Source organism: Veronia nyctiphanis, from assembly GCF_004116385.1.
Classification (GTDB): domain Bacteria; phylum Pseudomonadota; class Gammaproteobacteria; order Enterobacterales; family Vibrionaceae; genus Veronia; species Veronia nyctiphanis.
The window spans coordinates 43,007-60,016 of record NZ_PEIB01000002.1; the positions used below are offsets into that span (position 1 = coordinate 43,007).

The 17,010-nt window shown below is 44.0% G+C and carries 14 protein-coding genes and 1 pseudogene; 14 read left to right on the forward strand and 1 reads right to left on the reverse strand.

What is annotated here, in order from left to right:
- The first annotated feature begins 113 nt into the window (after window positions 1-113).
- The 9 genes and pseudogenes from CS022_RS02130 (at window position 114) to CS022_RS02170 (ending at window position 12,663) form a co-directional block, all read left to right on the forward strand.
- Entirely contained in the window at window positions 114-1,157 is a 1,044-nt protein-coding gene (locus CS022_RS02130) for a DUF1521 domain-containing protein (protein WP_129120901.1), read from the forward strand.
- Between the two features lie 323 nt (window positions 1,158-1,480).
- Window positions 1,481-1,990, forward strand: coding sequence for a hypothetical protein (locus tag CS022_RS02135; protein ID WP_129120902.1), 510 nt, complete (start codon window positions 1,481-1,483; stop codon window positions 1,988-1,990).
- 26 nt (window positions 1,991-2,016) lie between these two features.
- Complete coding sequence (locus CS022_RS02140) at window positions 2,017-3,501, forward strand: sensor domain-containing diguanylate cyclase (RefSeq protein ID WP_161569530.1); 1,485 nt, start codon at window positions 2,017-2,019, stop codon at window positions 3,499-3,501.
- A complete protein-coding gene (locus tag CS022_RS02145) occupies window positions 3,470-4,423 on the forward strand; it encodes a nucleoside hydrolase (RefSeq protein ID WP_129120904.1) in 954 nt (317 codons plus the stop codon). The genes CS022_RS02140 and CS022_RS02145 overlap by 32 nt, the downstream gene beginning before the upstream one ends.
- A gap of 274 nt (window positions 4,424-4,697) precedes the next feature.
- On the forward strand, window positions 4,698-5,651 hold the full coding sequence (locus CS022_RS24765) for a GNAT family N-acetyltransferase (protein WP_161569531.1): 954 nt from the start codon (window positions 4,698-4,700) through the stop codon (window positions 5,649-5,651).
- Complete coding sequence (locus CS022_RS02155; RefSeq protein ID WP_235869196.1) at window positions 5,644-6,816, forward strand: MFS transporter; 1,173 nt, start codon at window positions 5,644-5,646, stop codon at window positions 6,814-6,816. The genes CS022_RS24765 and CS022_RS02155 overlap by 8 nt, the downstream gene beginning before the upstream one ends.
- 650 nt (window positions 6,817-7,466) lie before the next feature.
- Window positions 7,467-8,510, forward strand: a complete 1,044-nt coding sequence (locus CS022_RS02160; RefSeq protein ID WP_129120905.1) for an efflux RND transporter periplasmic adaptor subunit — start codon at window positions 7,467-7,469, stop codon at window positions 8,508-8,510.
- Window positions 8,507-9,604, forward strand: coding sequence for an efflux RND transporter periplasmic adaptor subunit (locus tag CS022_RS02165; RefSeq protein WP_129120906.1), 1,098 nt, complete (start codon window positions 8,507-8,509; stop codon window positions 9,602-9,604). Before CS022_RS02160 ends, CS022_RS02165 begins: the two co-directional genes overlap by 4 nt.
- Window positions 9,601-12,663 (forward strand): annotated as a pseudogene (locus CS022_RS02170) (efflux RND transporter permease subunit). The gene CS022_RS02165 and the pseudogene CS022_RS02170 overlap by 4 nt, the downstream one beginning before the upstream one ends.
- 67 nt (window positions 12,664-12,730) lie before the next feature.
- Here the strand turns inward: CS022_RS02170 and CS022_RS02175 are convergent.
- Window positions 12,731-13,141: a GFA family protein gene (locus CS022_RS02175; RefSeq protein WP_129120907.1), complete on the reverse strand. Its 411-nt coding sequence runs from the start codon at window positions 13,139-13,141 to the stop codon at window positions 12,731-12,733.
- Window positions 13,142-13,362: 221 nt separating this feature from the next.
- On the opposite strand from CS022_RS02175, the gene CS022_RS25195 reads away from it, so the two are divergent.
- The 5 genes from CS022_RS25195 to CS022_RS02190 all read left to right on the forward strand — a co-directional run bounded on the left by CS022_RS25195 (window position 13,363) and on the right by CS022_RS02190 (window position 16,773).
- On the forward strand, window positions 13,363-13,524 hold the full coding sequence (locus CS022_RS25195) for a hypothetical protein (RefSeq protein WP_201746187.1): 162 nt from the start codon (window positions 13,363-13,365) through the stop codon (window positions 13,522-13,524).
- Window positions 13,525-13,686: 162 nt separating this feature from the next.
- A complete protein-coding gene (locus CS022_RS25200) occupies window positions 13,687-13,833 on the forward strand; it encodes a hypothetical protein (RefSeq protein ID WP_201746188.1) in 147 nt (48 codons plus the stop codon).
- A gap of 249 nt (window positions 13,834-14,082) precedes the next feature.
- Entirely contained in the window at window positions 14,083-14,733 is a 651-nt protein-coding gene (gene grxB, locus CS022_RS02180) for a glutaredoxin 2 (RefSeq protein WP_129120908.1), read from the forward strand.
- 279 nt (window positions 14,734-15,012) lie between these two features.
- The gene (locus tag CS022_RS02185; protein WP_129120909.1) at window positions 15,013-16,236 is read left to right on the forward strand and encodes a hypothetical protein; all 1,224 of its coding nucleotides are present in this window, start codon (window positions 15,013-15,015) and stop codon (window positions 16,234-16,236) included.
- A 354-nt stretch (window positions 16,237-16,590) separates the two neighbouring features.
- Entirely contained in the window at window positions 16,591-16,773 is a 183-nt protein-coding gene (locus CS022_RS02190) for a hypothetical protein (protein WP_129120910.1), read from the forward strand.
- The last annotated feature ends 237 nt before the right edge of the window (window positions 16,774-17,010 follow it).

The window sequence follows — 17,010 nt, forward strand, 5'->3', positions numbered from 1 at the left end:
TGCGGTTTACAGACTCACAGAAAAACGTTTTTTGCTCAAAGAGGGATAACTCGGCAAGCAAATTTAAAAACGTAATGTATTGAGTAGGTAAGCCACGAGAAAGGAGGATAATTATGTACGGGAATAACATTGGCAATCAGGGCTATAACGCCTATGGTTTCGGCAATTTTGGCGCACAGCGCTCACACAACCTTTTTGAATGCTACTACGGCGATTCCAGCACTTCTTCTGTCACCGACGACAAAAGCAAGGCTACTTGGGAAAACGACAATTACGAAATCGAGTTTACTGAATCTCAAAGCTCTATGAAAATCACCAACAAGCATACTGGTGAGATTTATCGTGTATATAGCGACCCTTATATCGGTTTGGGCGATAAAGACGAGGGTGGTGCAATTCATCACAAAGGCGAGTTCAAAAACGACAGTGTGTTGATTCTTGATGATGGTACGCGCATCCACATGGATACGAAGCCAAAAGGAAGCCAGACTTTCCTTGATACTGTCACCATTTTCGAGCCAAACAAAAACAAAGCTACGCAAATCACTAACCTGTTATCAAATGAAAACGACCTTGAAATCAAAGACGGTACGATAGGCGAGTTTCATGATAAAACTGGCGTTGATTACGATACCGCGGTGAGATTCAAAGAAGCGTGGGGTGAAGAAGAAGGCCTTTACGTCATGAAGCATGACGGTTCATTCCACCAGATAAAAATGGATGGAACTGCTGCAGACAACAAGGCAATCATTGCTGAAATCGAACAGAAACTGAAAGATGCAGGCTACCCAGGCGCAGCAGGAATCTGGGGTTCGATGGATCCAGCTCAGTGTCCTCAGTTCTGTGATTGGATCAACAACAACTGGTGGGATCAAATCTGTCACATGTTTGGTAACCAAGCTGGTGTTGGTTCTTTCCAACCTATGCCAAGCTGGCCGATGCCGGGTCAGAACATGATGGAACAGATGTTCATGCAGATGATGATGCAATACTGCATGCAAAACATGCCGATGCCTCGTCATCAAGATTTTCAGCCTGGGGATCTTTGGGCTTTGGCTGGTGGCGCGCACATGTATATGGGCGTTCAGGACAAAATGCAGAACATGTCTGGCGGTATGGGTCAATTTCCAATGATGAACCAATGCTTCAACAAATGATGTGGGGCAATGACCTCTCTATGATGTTTGGTTTTAAACCACCTGTTATCGAAAAATAACATCGATGATTGATATAAAAGCCGACATTCATGTCGGCTTTTTCATGCTTATTACAAGAATAATATATAACCGAAACTTAATAAACAAAGCTAATTTACAGTACTTCTTTTTCACATAAATTCCGAAATGCCATCAATTAAAAATTAACGTCTAAATAAATGATACATCACTCGATAATCTAATTTCTTCAATTTGCCCTTTATTTATGCCTCGTTAGTATCTGAATATTACTTAATGAAAGACTAAGAATATTTGTTGTCTGTATGTTTCAGATTTGCTGTAAAATTTCTTTGCTGTGTTGTTTGCTTTTCAGCCCGCTTGTTTCAGCTGATTCGATAGCGAGCTATCCTGAGGGGTGGGAGTCATGGCCGGTGGTGAAAGAGTCGGTTAATCCACCTGCCGATACCGTTGTGCCTCCCGATACCTCTCTGTTTATTCAAGAGGCCGTCAAAGCATACTCATGGATCAATAATGGAGAAGGTTCTCCATTGACCATTCGAGTCAACCCAAAAAAGCTAGAACAATATAAAACGCATGGCCCTTACACTGACGGGCCAACTGCCATCGCAGTGTCTGAAGTGCAGGGTATTATTTGGGTGACTGAACACTTCGGTGGGTTGCCCATTTACGGAAGTTATAACCGCAAGGGGCAGGATATAAGCAGTATGCACCCAACGTTGGAGCCTGAATTTTGCCAACGGTGCCATGAAACATACAAGGACATATGTATCAACGGAACCTGTACAGAGCCGTTGTTAGACGCATATAAGTAAAATCGTTTCTGATGCAAGGGGGCTATTTGTCCAGAAATTTAACTGTCAATCAGCTGTTGTTTCTTACTCACCTTTTGCTCGTGTTAATTCTTATTGCTGGCTTTAGTGTTACTCGCTACCAAAGTGAGTGGAGCACAAGACTGAATAATGAAGTTGTGTTAGCCGAGCAAATTATTGCACCGCTTGTTCTTGAGTCTTCAACAGCTGTTGCTGGGCGAAATTATGCTGCGTTGACTTTGCCATCTCAGAAGCAAACGCTACTCAATATTGAGCCATTACTTCTCCTTGACGTCACAGGCGTATCAGATTATTCGTCACAATCAGTATCTGTAAGGTACCAAAGAGACATTGCGGATATCTGGCGTATGGATGTTAGCACTGATGAAATCAACCAAACCCGGAAACAAAGAAACGACCTTGGTAGCGCGCTTACAACGACGACTCAACAGTCTGATGCGCAAAGAAAAAAAATCACATACCTAGTAAAGAAGTTGGATGGTGAGTTAAAAACGATAGAGAGGGCGAAGTTAATGAGCAAGACGGTTGCTTTGCCTTGGTTGTTGCCAGCAGGTGATTACAGCTATAAATTCCTACCTGACGAAAAAGTGTTGGTCGTACAAACCCCATTGGTCAATAAAAACGGCGGCACGTTAAAAGCCGTTTTTGATGCTTCAACACTGTATCATCTGAAAACCCAGATAGTTAAAACCCTCTTCCTTGAAGCAGCTATTGCATTGCTTGCATCTGTTTTGCTAATCATCGTCGTCTCGAACTCCATCGTCAGCCCGTTGAAACGCCTTGCTAATAAAATCTCTCAAGACATTGAAAAGCTTGATATCTCTGATATGAAAGAACTAAAGCGGCAAGATGAAATTGGTATTTTAGCGCGTGCACTACAAAGCCTGACAGAGAAAACACAATCTCAAATGAAATTGCTTCGCCATCTGTCGGATACTGATGCATTAACAGGGATGAGTGGCCGCCATAAATACGAAGACAAGGCTGAAGTACTATTTAGAACATCTCAGTCCAAGCAACAAAATTTCGGCATCATCATCTGCGATATAGATTCGTTCAAACTCTACAACGATACCTTTGGACACAGTAAAGGTGACGAGGTCATAAAGAAAATTGCGGGTGTTTTATTGGCAGTGACACGAAACAATGATCTTTGTTTTCGGATCGGTGGGGAGGAGTTCATCATACTTTTCACCGATAAAGATGCTAATAATGTTCACAGCATTGCGGAAAGAATGAGAAAAGAAGTCCAACGCCTTGCCATACCTCATCACACCGAATCAGGCATTGTTACCTTGTCTCTTGGCGCGGTTCTTGCGACCCAAGCCTCTGGTCATTGGTCATATCAAAATATCTTCGATCACGCTGATGAGCAGCTCTACAAAGCAAAAGGCAAGGGCCGAAATTGTACAGTTTTCTCTGAAATTGACGCCTCTATGGCACCTACAAGGAATGTAAATCATGCCGACAACGCCATTAAATTTATGGATTGATACCGATATTACCGTCGGTGCGAAGAAAATAAGTTTCCTTCATTATAAAGATGTTGATGACGGCTATGCGTTGGGGAGCTTAATGCATAGTCCGGAGGTAGAAATTGTTGGTATTAGTTCGACGCGAGCAAATACCCTCGATATCAATGAGTCAACGTCTATCGCGAAACGTTTCGTCCGCGACTTTGGCAGCGAGAGTTATTCAGTTTATAAAGGTTCGAGCAGTACGTTTGATTGCACCCGCGCAGAACTACCTGAAGCCGTGGTCGCTCTAATCGATGCGTTAGAGAAAAGCCCGTTAACAATCTTGGCCATTGGCGCTTTTACCAACCTAGCTATCTTGTTGCATGCTCGCCCTGATTTAGCCAGTAGGATAGAGAGAGTTGTTGCTGTAGCGGGGAGAGAGTCGGTTAATGAAACGTTCATCTCAGGCAGTTATCAACGTAAGCCGTTTCGAGATCTGAATTTTGAATTTGATGTATCGGCTTTTAATGTTGTTGTTCAATCTGGTGTTGAAGTGGACTTAGTCCCCTTTAGTGTATGCAAACAAGTGTGGGTTGATTTGGAAGAGCTCTTGGCGTTGCGAGTAGGAAACCCAATGGCCCGTTTTCTTGCAGAGCATACATTTGGCTGGTGGCTTGAATGGGAAGTTGTCTTCGGTGCGAGAAAAGGCTTCAATCCATTCGACATGGTGGCAGCAGCGTATATGATCAATCGAGATTGGTTTACCACAGAGGGGCGAAAAGCAAAAATTGTTGAAGCGCCGAGCGACACGGATGAAGGGAAAATTAAGCCTTATTTGGTTTGTTCTTCGTCAAATGAAACAGGTCATCCAGTCAGATACTGCACTGGTATCAATACTGATCAGATTTCAACATTAATGCTAAGTCGCATTTCGTCTTCAACTGTAGAAACAGTCTGAGTCCCCTCCAATCGATAATTTGCTGGTGTTGGTTGCAAAAGCATCACCAGCAATACCGCTAACGTAAATTGCGCCCAAATGGTGCACCGCAGTGTCCGCACTTCAAATCAAAAGCTTTATAAACGTATCGATCAATCAGTCACGTCATATCGCCTTGCTGGTAGCAATCTTCAATAATAGTGTGTAGCAAGTTGTAATTGCTTGAAATGACAAAAGAGATCTGTCTATTTAGTCTGTATCTTCTCTTTTTTGCGCAGATAACAATAGACAAAGAATGTATCAAATTGACATTATCAAGCCAGCAGATATTCCCATGGCGCTGTTACTTGAAGCAGACCCGAGTGAATCGAAAATCAAACAATACTTACCTAAATCTCGTGCATGGGGAGTGTTACAAAAAGAGCAGCTAATTGCGGCTTGTCTTGTTGTTGACCGTGACAGTGAAAGAGAAATCATCAACCTTGCCGTTTCACCTGACTTTCAAGGCCAAGGTATTGGTGGTGAATTACTTCAACATATCGTTTCTGATCTTTTGGCTGAACGCGCAGGCAATATCGTATTGGGGACTGGCGCATTTGGCTACCAACTCGCTTTTTACCAGCAGCTCGGATTTCGCCCTGTGTCAGTAATCCGAGATTTCTTTATCGATAACTATGAAGCCCCCCTTTTTGAGGATGGGGTTCAGCATAAAGATATGATAATGATGAAGTACGACGACAACTGTCAATTGATTGTTGAGGGTTTCAAACGGTGCTTTTCACTGAGAGCTGGGGAAGAGGGAGATATTCCCTTTCTGCTGGCACTGAGAAAAGAAACCATGACACGTTATCTTGAAGAAGCAAGAATGCCCGTTGATGACGTCTCTCACTTGAAGCGTATTCGCTTTCATTTTGATGATGTGAAGATCGTCGAGTATGAGGGCCAACCAGTCGGGCTGATCAAATCTGTTTACACTCAAAAAGGAAAATCACGTTATTGGTTTTTAGTTCAGCTTCAGATCGCGCAAACATATCAACGGCAAGGCATTGGTGAAGCACTATTGCGCCATCTAATTCGTCAGGCGGAAATGAACAACGAAGATATTTATTTATCGGTCATTCGTTCTAACCCCGCTAGGCGATTTTATGAACGCCTCGGCTTTGTTGAATATGGCCATCAGGGACCAGAGATTTTATTAAAAAAGTGCTGCGGCAAGCAGTTGACATCCAGTAGGGACAATAATGAATAAAAATGTATGGCTGTTAGCCTTATGTCAGGCGTTGTTAATGTCGGGGAATGTATTACTTATTTCAGTTAACGGCCTGATTGGTCAATCACTTTCTCCGAGTGATACTTGGGTTACTTTACCCGTCGCAACCCAGTTTGTCGGTATGATGATGGCAACCATTCCTGCCTCTCTAATCATGGCAAGAATAGGGCGAAAGAAAGGTTTTATACTCGGAAATATTTTCGGTATTGGTGGGGCATTGCTTTGTGTTGTTGCTCTGCAGCAACAGGACTTTTGGTTCTTCTGCGTGTGTACATTGCTACTGGGAATAGGCATTGGCTTTGCCACACTTTATCGGTTTGCGGCTATCGAGGTAAGTGCGCCAGAAGCAAAAAGCAGAGCGATATCAAATCAATGGCTGGCGGTGTCATTGCTGCGGTGCTTGGCCCCAATATCGCCCATTATGAGTCAGCATATGTTACCCGATGCCAACTTCATCGGTGCCTTCGGCGCGTTGACCGTATTGTATATTTTGGCGTTGGGTATCTTACAACTCGTGAAATTTCCTGCGTTGCCATCAAAAGAAGAGCGAATTAAGCCTAATTCGTTCAGCACCATTTTTGCCACACCGGGATACTTGCTGACAGTATTCACTGCATTGGTTGCTTACACTGTCATGAACCTTTTGATGACGGTAACGCCGATTGCAATGCACAAGCACGGATTCTCTTTTGAATCAGCCGCTATTGTCATTGAGTGGCATGTGCTAGGCATGTTTGCACCAGCATTCGTGACAGGGCACATCATCGATAAAATCGGTACCCGAGCGACAGTGATGATGGGGGCGATGCTTATCATACTTTGTACTGTCATTAACATTCAGGGGGTATCTGAGTGGCATTTCCGTATTGCGTTATTGTTACTTGGTGTTGGCTGGAACTTCATGTTTGTAGGTGCAACCTCTGCACTGACAAATTATTATTTGCCGCAAGATAAAGCAAGGGCACAGGCATTCAACGAGTTTGCTGTCTTCGGTTCCGTGACAGTAAGCGCAATGTTATCGGGCTACCTAGAGGCGACGTTTGGATGGCAATTGCTCAACCAGATAACATTACCTTTGATGTGCACCGTACTTGTTTTTTACTTCTTTAAGTCCAGAAGCAAACCTGCGCTTGCATCTAGTTAGATGTATGGCTCTGCTCACATTAAAAATGGCGCGTTATCGCGCCATTTTCGCATCTGATATTTATTGACGATTCGGCGAAGCGTTTTGATTAAGCTCTTTGATAATGGAAATGAACTTATGCAGTGATGTCTGAATGTCGAGTCACTAAGAGGGGAATTCCATTGCTAACCTAACTGACGTTGATATTCATTTACACCGCATTAATGCTGACCGACGACGGGTTGTTGTATTCAATTTTTCGACGTTTCAATGTAGTGATTAGTTGAAATACCTACTAACGAGCGCTTTTTCGGATGTCAGCAGAATGTTGTTTGGCAATATTGTAATTAAACATTGATTTTATTGAAGGTTTGTCACTAAATGTTTCCCCCCAGAGACAGTCTATTCACGTCGTTGTTTAATGACAAACGATATCGCAGGTTATACCTGCTGGGCATCTGGGTATGTTCATTAATCATATGCTCACATATGCATTATCTTAATTTTCTTACGAGGGTATGGAGTTTACGTTTGTTATAAAAATAAAAGGTTGAAAGCGATAACCTTGATCATGCCGTAACCGCAAAGCGCTTCAGCGGATTGTATTTTGACGCTGAATATAAGGCCAAGTGGTGCCAGATAATATATAAAAACAATACATTGGAGAGATCATGAAGCGTTCTTTCTTCGCGATGGTCCCGATTGCTGCCTCGCTCGCGTCTGCATCCGCTATCGCCGACGAGACACTTTCAACACCGGCGTCAGACCCCCGTCTCGCCAAAATCATGACTGTTACCGTCAGTGATAGTGCCGAAAAACGTTACTTGCCTGCGCTTGTGGCTGCTGACGACAGCGCTGCTCTTGCTTTCCGTATTTCCGGAGAATTGTCTGAATTGCCTGTGCTTGCCGGTATGGAAGTCAAAGAAGGCGACTTACTCGCAGCCCTCGATAAGCGTGAGATACGTTTACAGCTTGCCAAAGCGAGTGCTGCCTATGAACTTGCAAAGGTTCAGTTTAACCGCATGGAGCGACTAAGAAAAAGCCGTGTTGTCTCTGAAAGCGATTATGACAAAGCCAAATCGCAACTTGAGGAAGCGGCGACAAAAAGGCAGCAGGCGAAAAATAACCTGAGCTACACCTCTTTGACCGCGCCCTATTCGGGCACTATTTCTTTAAGGTTTAAATCTAACTATGAATTTGTCGGTGCTAATGAGCCGATTATGAGTATTCAGACCTACGATATCGTTAACGTCAATTTTCAGCTGCCTGAAAGACTCGGAAGCCGCCTGGTGGGTCAGGAGAGGCGTGCAGCAGAAGTCAGCTTTGATACATACCCAGGGCAAACATTTAAGGCAACCCTCAAGCAGTTAGACACCTCGGCAGACAAAAAAACAGGTAGTTACAACGTCACTCTTACACTTCGCCGCCCTGAAGGCGTGAATGTATTACCTGGAATGGCGGCACAAGTCGCGTTGCAAGTGGGTGCGGGGGAGAATTCGTCTATCCCCAAAACGGCAGTCATTGATGACGCAGGAAAGAGTTATGTTTGGAAGGTCGATGAAGGCGGCGTGGTGTCTCGGCAACCTGTGGTTCTCAGTAAGCAGGGTGTTTTGATATCCGGCTTGAACGACGGTGACAAGATAGTGACGAATGGCATCAAGGTATTGAAAAATGGCGATAAGGTTGTGCCTTGGGTTAAGGAGCGTGGATTATGAGGAAGTCGACCCTTGCACTACTAATCTCGCTGCTGTGCGGCTTTATTCTGACTGGTTGTGAAGAGCAGCAGCAAAGCTATACCAAACCGCTGCAAACTGTTGGTGTCATGACCGTGGGCAAAGCGCATGAGTCTGCATCTTCCAACGAATTCCCCGCTGTTGCTGCAGCGGCAGACCTGACGGCTTTGTCTTTTCTTGTCAGCGGAGAGGTTGCCAAAGTTTTTGTAAAGCCTGGAGAACTGGTTAAAAAAGGCCAGGTACTGGTAGCGCTTAACAAAAAAGATCTTCGGCTTGCTGTGAAAGAGACAAAGACAAGCTATGAACTCGCTAGCCGTCAATATGATAGAGCAAGAAAGTTAAGAGGGACGGGTGCTTTACCAAAGTCGCAGGTCGACGAGCTAAAAGCAAATCGCGATGTGGCCAAAGCAGATTACAATCTCGCCGTATTAAAGCTCAGTTTCGCTGAGCTCAAAGCGCCATTCGCGGGCGTAGTATCGACGGTTCAGGTTGAAGACTTTGAAAATATCTCGCCGGGAAAAGCAGTGCTGAGTATGCACGACGCAAACCGGGTCGATGTTCGTCTTAAAGTGGCTGATCAGCTGTATGTTAATCAGCAGGACATTTCTCCTGAAGATGTCATGAAAAATATTAACCCACGGGTGTTGATGCCAGATGGAAAAGAATACCCGCTTTCTCTTAGGGAGTTCACGGGTGAACCCGATAAAACCTCCGGTGCTTTTATCGTGACCATGTCAATGCCGATGCCAAAAGACACCGTCATCCTTGATGGAATGAGCTTAAACATCATTACCAACCCGCTCAATGTATCGCTTGCAGCGTCGGTGGGTGACGATATTCCCCTTTCTGCTGTTTTCAATGGTGATGGAGACAGTCTTGCAAACGATCAAACGTATGTGTGGGTTTTAAGTGACGATAACCGAGTGAGCAAACGGCAGGTTGTTCTTGAAGCGCTGTCAGTTCGTGGTGTTCGTGTTGTTGGGGGCTTGAAACCGGGCGAACGGATTGTGGTTAAAGGCGTTAACAAGTTGATGAACGGGCAAGAAGTTCGGGTAACCGAGGGCAACAAAGCATGAATAATAAAAACATTGCCACATACTTTATCGAAAACGGTATTACGTCATGGATGCTGACGTTGTTATTTCTCATCGGCGGAACGATCTCGTTCTTAGGGCTGGGGCGACTGGAAGACCCAGCATTTACTCTCAAAGATGCACAAATCATCACCAGTTATCCCGGGGCGACACCGCAGCAAGTTGAAGAAGAAGTGACCTACCCGCTGGAAAAAGCGGTCAAACAGCTCCCTTATGTGAAGCAGGTTAAATCGACGTCAGTCAGTGGCATGTCACAATTGACGGTTTCAATGAAGAATATCTATGGTCCAGATCAGCTCCCACAGATTTGGGATGAAATGCGGCGGAAGGTACACGATATTGAGGGCGCGTTACCCCCGGGGGTGGGGAAACCCAGAGTCGTGGATGATTTCGGTGACGTCTTTGGCATTTTAATGTCAGTCTCAGGTCCGGGTTATAGCTATGCTGACCTGACTACCTATGTCGATTATCTCAGGCGCGAGCTTGAACTGGTTGACGGCGTTGCAAGGTAAATGTTGCGGGTAACCAGCAAGAACAAGTGTTTATTGATATCTCAATGAACAGCTTAAGCAATCTTGGTATTTCGACGCAAAGCCTTTTCCAACTGCTGAAAACACAAAATGAAGTGAGCAGCGCTGGTGCCGTTCGTATTGGCGATGACTACATTCGCGTTAAACCCACTGGCGATTTTGAAACGGTACAAGAGCTGGGCAATCTGATCATCAGTACCGGGCAAGATGGCGCTATTTTCCTGCGAGATGTGGCTGAAATCCGGCGTGGCTATGTAGAAGTGCCAACCAGTTTGCTTTCCTATAACAACGAAGCTTCTTTGACGCTGGGGATTTCCTTCTCCAAGGGCGTCAATGTGGTTGAAGTGGGAGAGAGAATTGATCAACGACTGGCCGAGCTGGAACCACTTAAGCCAATCGGTATGCACACTGGCATGATATACAACCAACCTAATGAAGTTGAAGGCTCGGTAAAAGGTTTTGTGCAAAGTTTGCTTGAAGCTGTTGTTATCGTCATCGTGGTTCTGCTGCTGTTTATGGGGCTAAGGTCAGGCGTGCTCATCGGACTGATCCTTTTGTTGACAGTATTAGGGTCCTTCATTTTCATGAGTACTTCGACATTGAACTGCAAAGGATATCTCTGGGGGCCTTGGTCATAGCATTGGGGATGTTGGTGGACAATGCCATTGTTGTCGTTGAAGGGATCCTGATTGGTCTGAAAAAAGGACTTACACGAAAACAGGCGGCAGCAGAAATTGTCACGCAAACCAAGTGGCCGCTATTGGGCGCGACGGTCATTGCCATTTCTGCTTTTGCACCTATCGGTCTTTCTGCTGATGCTACGGGTGAGTTCTGCGGCACGCTATTCTCTGTATTGTTGATCTCTTTGATATTGAGTTGGGTCACCGCGATTACTTTGACACCCTTCTTCGCGCATTTGTTTTTCAAAGAAGAAAATGCCAGTCAGGGAGGGGAGAAAGAAGACCCTTACAATGGCATGCTGTTTGTCGTTTACAAGGGTGTGCTAGAGCTTTGCATGAAACGCTCACTGATTACTTGTGTGGTGCTTGTCGTCGCGCTAGGTGCTGCAGTGGTTGGGTTCGGCAAGGTTAAGCAAGCATTCTTCCCGTCTGCGACGACCCCCATGTTTATGGTTGATTTACTAATGCCGGAAGGCACTGACATTAGGGCAACTGCTGAGAAAATGGCATCTCTAGAACAATGGATGATGCAGCAAGACAACATTGAGTTTGTCACCACCAGTACCGGCGGTGGTAACCAACGCTTTATGTTGACCTATGCGCCTGAGCGAAGCAGCTCCTCCTATGGTGAAATGATAGTTCGTACAAAGTCTTATGATGATGTTGTACCTACCCTTAGATTAGTCAGAAAAGAGCTGGAAGATAATTACCCTGACGTGCAATACAAACTCAAACGTGTGGAATTAGGTCCCTCTTCTGGTTCTAAAGTCGAAGCAAGAATTGTGGGTTCCGACCCTACGATTTTGAGAGGGATTGCTGCTGAGGTGAGAGCAATTTTCGCGGCTGATCCAGATACGGTCAACCTCCGTCAGGATTGGCGAGAGCGGACCAAAGTGATTCGCCCTCAGTTTAATGAGAGTCAGGCGCGCCGTTATGGTATTACCAAAGAAGACCTCGATAGCCTGTTAAATATGTGGTTATCAGGCAGTCGCGTAGGGTTATACCGAGATGGCTCAACCTTGATGCCAATCATTGCCAAAATTCCGCAAGATGAAAGCGCGAGCACGAATACCATTGAAGGAATGAAAATCTGGAGCCCCGCACTGCAACAATACATCCCGTTGCGACAGGTTGTTTTAGGTTATGAGTCAACATGGAAGATCCAATCATTGTGCGTCGCGACCGAAAACGCGTTCTGACTGTTTACACTGATCCTGACCCATTCGGTACTACCACGGCAGCAACATTGCAGGCAAGAATACAGCCGAAGGTTGAGAGTCTAAATCTACCAGATGGTTATATCATCGAGTGGGGTGGTGAGTACGAGTCGTCACGTGACGCGCAGGCTTCTTTGTTTAGCTCTATGCCATTGGGTTATTTGTTTATGTTCTTTGTGACCATATTACTTTTCAACTCAGTTAGAGATGCAATGATTGTTTGGTTGACTGTGCCTTTGGCGATAATTGGTGTCACGGTTGGTCTGCTTGGGCTGAATACACCGTTTGGTTTTATGGCCTTGTTAGGTTTGCTTAGCCTGTCAGGGATGCTGATTAAAAACGGCATTGTCTTGATTGAGCAAATCAACATTGAGCTTGAGTCTGGTAAGGCGCGCTATGAAGCGATTGTTGACGCTGCTGTAAGTCGGGTCAGGCCTGTTTGTATGGCCGCTATCACGACAGTTTTAGGGATGGTGCCCCTGCTGACAGACGTATTCTTCCGGCCAATGGCAGTTACCATTATGTTCGGTTTAGGCTTTGCGACAGTCCTGACACTGATTGTGGTTCCCGTGCTCTATAAAATATCTTATCGGGCCAAACCCGCGGAGAGTTAAACAAGCATGATGTAAGGTAAAAAGGCGTCCGTTTGGGCGCCTTTTTTATCCATTTAAGTCAGAGATTTTATTTATCTCTGCTTGGTTCATGCCCTTTATAACGTGGTAGATGGGTATCCATATCTTCCCAATTCGCTCTGGAGGTAACGAAATTATGAGATTCAGGGCGCTCGGTGATATCGGTATCCAGCAAGCCAAGGCGAAGCCTGACACGTGATGGGTCAGCTTCATTCGAACTGAAAATCGGCGAGCCGCAGGATGAACAAAAGTGGCGCTTTTTACCCGGTTTTCTCTCGAAGTAGCTTAATACCTCTTCACCAGAAGTAATAACCAGATGTTCTGTGTCGACGAACCCATTTGTTGCGTAGGCTGTACCCGATGACTTTCTGCACAAGGAGCAATGGCAGTGAATAATGTGAGAAATGGGGCCGGTAATATCTAAGGTGACTTTTCCGCAGAAACAGCTTGCTTTGTACATGTTTTTAGGCCTTTTGGTCGACACTAATTTAATTGATGACGTTATCAAAGTTAAAGGGCTACCTGTCAATTTATGTATAAATTATGAGACATGTGATTTAAATACCAATGAAAGAAACAATAGCATTTAAATAAACCGTATTGCTGCCACAAAAATGCTGGCGGCTGCTAAGTTTAAAGGGCTTGATCAGCTATCGCCTTAATCTTGCGGAGGGTTCTGTAATGGAACTGGCAGAGAAAAAAGGGGACATGGCATATCTCGAAGGGTACTTGACTTTGAAAGAAATGCTGGACATTGGAATGTTAGTTGTAATGTCTGATATTGAAGATGAAAAAATAGTCGGTGATTCAACATCAGACCAGGAGCCGTTATCAAAGGAATAATATGCCGGATAAAGCCCTGCTGAATAATGCCAGAGATGATTCAGTAGGGCTTTTTGTTTTATGCATACACGAGAATTCACTTAGTGCAGAGGCTAAAGCTTATGACCATGATGAGTTAAATTGCCTTTTTGATCCGAAGTAGGCTTTGTAGAGGAGTCATTTATGGAACTTGAGAATGAAAATGGTGAACACATGCATCTCGCCGATGATCTCACCCTAAAAGAAATGGTTGATATGGGACTATTGGTTGTTTTGTCTGATGCAGAAGATGAATCTCAAAATTGTTGGGTCCCCCTCGAACCTGATTGATTGAGATATATTTCACCTTACAAGAAAGCCCGTTCGGGCTTTCTGTTAAAAGCCTTAAAACAGAATGCAAATCATGCTACCAAATTCTTGTTTCGTGCACCGGACTCCATTACCCTCGTAGCCAGCATGTTTTGACTAACTTGAGACTACGCCTTTCAGCTCATTACACGTAAAGAGTTTCAATTAGCTCAGACAATCTGTATGAAAAACGTAGTTTCTGTTACGCGGATTGAAAATAAGGATGTTTAAATGAAAATGTTTGTCTTCGATCATTGTCCATATTGTATTAGAGCGATGATGATGAACGGTTTGAAGAAGCTGGAAATTGAAACGGTATATCTCCAAAACCACGACGTAGAAGCTCGTATTGAAAAAGTGGGCGCAAACATGGTGCCGATTCTTCAAAAAGAAGATGGCAGTTACATGGGAGAAAGCTTAGATATTGTTAAATATCTCGATGAGTTCGACGGAAACCCTGTGTTGCAGGCATCTGCATCCGAAGAAAAGGTTGCCGCCTGGTATAAGCGCGCCTATGGCGTAAGCCAGCGTTTGGTCTATCCGCGTTGGATGAGAGTTAAGCTGCCAGAATTTGGTTGCCATGAAGCGAAAGAGTGGTTTACGAAAAATAAATCAGCGGCCATTGAAATGAGTTTTGACGATGCATTTGTCATGACAGAGAGTTACTTGGGTGAGCTGAATGTGTTGCTTAAAGAGCTAGACTGGCTGGTTCTTCCTTCTGAACGAGACAATACTCTAACCTATGATGACATTACGTTCTTCCCAGTATTAAGAAACTTTACTGTGGTAAAAGGTATCATCTTCCCACCTCGTGTTCGTAATTATATCGATGAAATTTCTTCTCTAACGGATATAAACTTATATGATGATATTGCGGTTTAAGTGCTGAAATTAAAATCACGTGCCGCTATGAATAAAGCGGCACAGATTGCCTTTTTACTAGACAGAAATTGATAACTACCTAGTCATTCCTATCGTACTTAAAAATAATAAATAATTAATGCAATCAGTCTCTTATATTATCTGGAAAGTAAAATTATTTGATAGATGAGAACATCTATTTTATTTTTAGATGAGATAGAATAAAAGAGATAGTATATGTTTTTATTTAGGGATATAAAACTCACCGCATTTTTTTTCATAATACTTACCAGCTTTATATTGATTAGTTTTCCAAATACAGCTATTGCGGGCTGTCTGGTTTTTGGGGGATGTGGTCCAGGCTCTAAACCAGAGCCTGTTGAGAAGCCACCAACGCTACCTTCTGCCGAAAATGGCTGCACTTTTGACTACAATGCACCTGCATTCAAAGGTTATTCTGACAGTAAGTCGCAAAATCAATGGAGCTTTTGGATTGGGCAAGAGTATCTTGTGAATAATAATGTTGGACTGCCGATATACAATTGGTCTCCAGATGGTCAAATTAGTGTCATCAAAGACACGCAATCCAACAAAATGCTCAACTTTATTCCGGGTTCAAAAAGTTACCGAACAACCGGTTCGGGAGGCTTGCCTGAAAATCAAACATCTTTGTCTCCTACTGATCATGTCGTTGGTGGTAAGTACCCAGAAACGCAGGAAACATATAATGATGGCGGTGAGTGGCTGATGTCGGTGTTTGACGTTGGCAATGGTGATGGTCGTTTAATTGGCTTTGGTCACGCTGAAGACCATTATCGCGGACAAGGTGGACCAAAACCCTCCGTATCCGGCGGTCCACCAATGGCGTATAAAACCTTTACCGTTCTGTGCAGTAATGATTGGGGCAATACATGGGGTCAGAGTGAGATAATCCTATCTGATGGGACGAAGCCATCTAAACCCGAATGGCGTGGTATAGGAGATGGCGCTGTAGTATGGGATTTTAAAAATAATCGTTGGGTCGCGATTTTAATGAACAAACTTGATAATGGCAGAGCCGCGTTAACAGCGGCAGCAAGTTACGACAAATCAGCAAAGCCTTCTTCTTGGAAAAAGTGGGATGGTTCAAATTTCGGCGCAGACCCGATGAATGACCGAGCAGTCCACTTACAGTTCACTGATAATGGTCGTGTCAAATATTTTAACGGCGCCAATCCATCGGTAACATGGAATACCAAAATACAGAAATGGTTGATGGTTTACCATGCGTGGGGAGGCGATCTCATGATAGCAGCGGCCGATAATTTACCTTACTTTGAAAAGCCGAAAGTGCTTTTTAAGAAAGGTGAAGGTGACCATGGACGCTGGTACCCAACTATTATCAACAATAATGGTGGGACAGTAGTTTCGCGTAAATGGAATAACCTGTATTTCAGAAAGTGGTTACAGCAAAATAGTGCAGGCGAGTCTGCATTTATGGGCGTTCGTATTCGTATTTGCCAAGGTTCTTATTGCAGCGAATGAGTATATTCTTTGCCGAAAAATACGCGGTTCTATCTCATTGAGCCGCCTTTTAAAAGACATATTTTTCTTTAACTGACAAGGTAATTGAATGGCCAAAATCACTTTTTGGCCACATAGAATGTTGTTTCATTACAATGTATTGCATGTTTCTTTTCTGAGTTCTTTTACCACATATTGCATTTCTGTCATGAGCAAACCACAGAAGAGTAATCACTCTGGAACTTATCTCTACTTGGAGTCACTGAGAGTCAGAATAATGCAAACCAAACTATTGCCAGTTTTGTGTTTGTTGGAAGGAATGAGATCAAGACTGATCTCTTCTCGTTTGTTGACGATGTGAGCTAAGGAACAGTAATGGCACTAACTCTCGATTACCTGTGTTATGAGATGCAGGCCGACATAGATATGTTGAAGCAGGCACTAAAGAAGTTAGATAGAGAGAAGGATTTATTGGGTGAAAACTCTCGGGAAGCGATGGAGTTAATCGCGTCAAGAATAGATAAGCTGGAAGTACGAGAGCGAATGCTGAAAAACTGAAAAATGGGTCTTTGATACTGGCGTTCCATTATCAGATCAACATTGAAAAAGTGCAAAAACAATAATACTGTATACATATACAGTATTATTGTTTTTGGTGTTCAGTGATGCAATATAGAAAACCGATATCTTGCGAGCTTGTCGAGTTTCGCTGTGAAGAGTGCAATTTAGGTGTGCTGAGAGTGATAACAGATAAGCCCACCATACACGCTGGAGGAATAAAGCAATGGCACCACA

What these genes read in the sequence shown, in the direction of transcription:
- CS022_RS25200 (WP_201746188.1), top strand. Translation starts at nt 13,687, where the DNA reads ATGGAACTTGAGAATGAAAATGGTGAACACATGCATCTCGCCGATGAT.
- CS022_RS02135 (WP_129120902.1), top strand. Translation starts at nt 1,481, where the DNA reads ATGTTTCAGATTTGCTGTAAAATTTCTTTGCTGTGTTGTTTGCTTTTC.
- CS022_RS02155 (WP_235869196.1), top strand. Translation starts at nt 5,644, where the DNA reads ATGAATAAAAATGTATGGCTGTTAGCCTTATGTCAGGCGTTGTTAATG.
- CS022_RS02130 (WP_129120901.1), top strand. Translation starts at nt 114, where the DNA reads ATGTACGGGAATAACATTGGCAATCAGGGCTATAACGCCTATGGTTTC.
- grxB (WP_129120908.1), top strand. Translation starts at nt 14,083, where the DNA reads ATGAAAATGTTTGTCTTCGATCATTGTCCATATTGTATTAGAGCGATG.
- CS022_RS02145 (WP_129120904.1), top strand. Translation starts at nt 3,470, where the DNA reads ATGCCGACAACGCCATTAAATTTATGGATTGATACCGATATTACCGTC.
- CS022_RS24765 (WP_161569531.1), top strand. Translation starts at nt 4,698, where the DNA reads ATGTATCAAATTGACATTATCAAGCCAGCAGATATTCCCATGGCGCTG.
- CS022_RS02175 (WP_129120907.1), bottom strand. Translation starts at nt 13,141, where the DNA reads ATGTACAAAGCAAGCTGTTTCTGCGGAAAAGTCACCTTAGATATTACC.
- CS022_RS02160 (WP_129120905.1), top strand. Translation starts at nt 7,467, where the DNA reads ATGAAGCGTTCTTTCTTCGCGATGGTCCCGATTGCTGCCTCGCTCGCG.
- CS022_RS02190 (WP_129120910.1), top strand. Translation starts at nt 16,591, where the DNA reads ATGGCACTAACTCTCGATTACCTGTGTTATGAGATGCAGGCCGACATA.
- CS022_RS02165 (WP_129120906.1), top strand. Translation starts at nt 8,507, where the DNA reads ATGAGGAAGTCGACCCTTGCACTACTAATCTCGCTGCTGTGCGGCTTT.
- CS022_RS25195 (WP_201746187.1), top strand. Translation starts at nt 13,363, where the DNA reads ATGGAACTGGCAGAGAAAAAAGGGGACATGGCATATCTCGAAGGGTAC.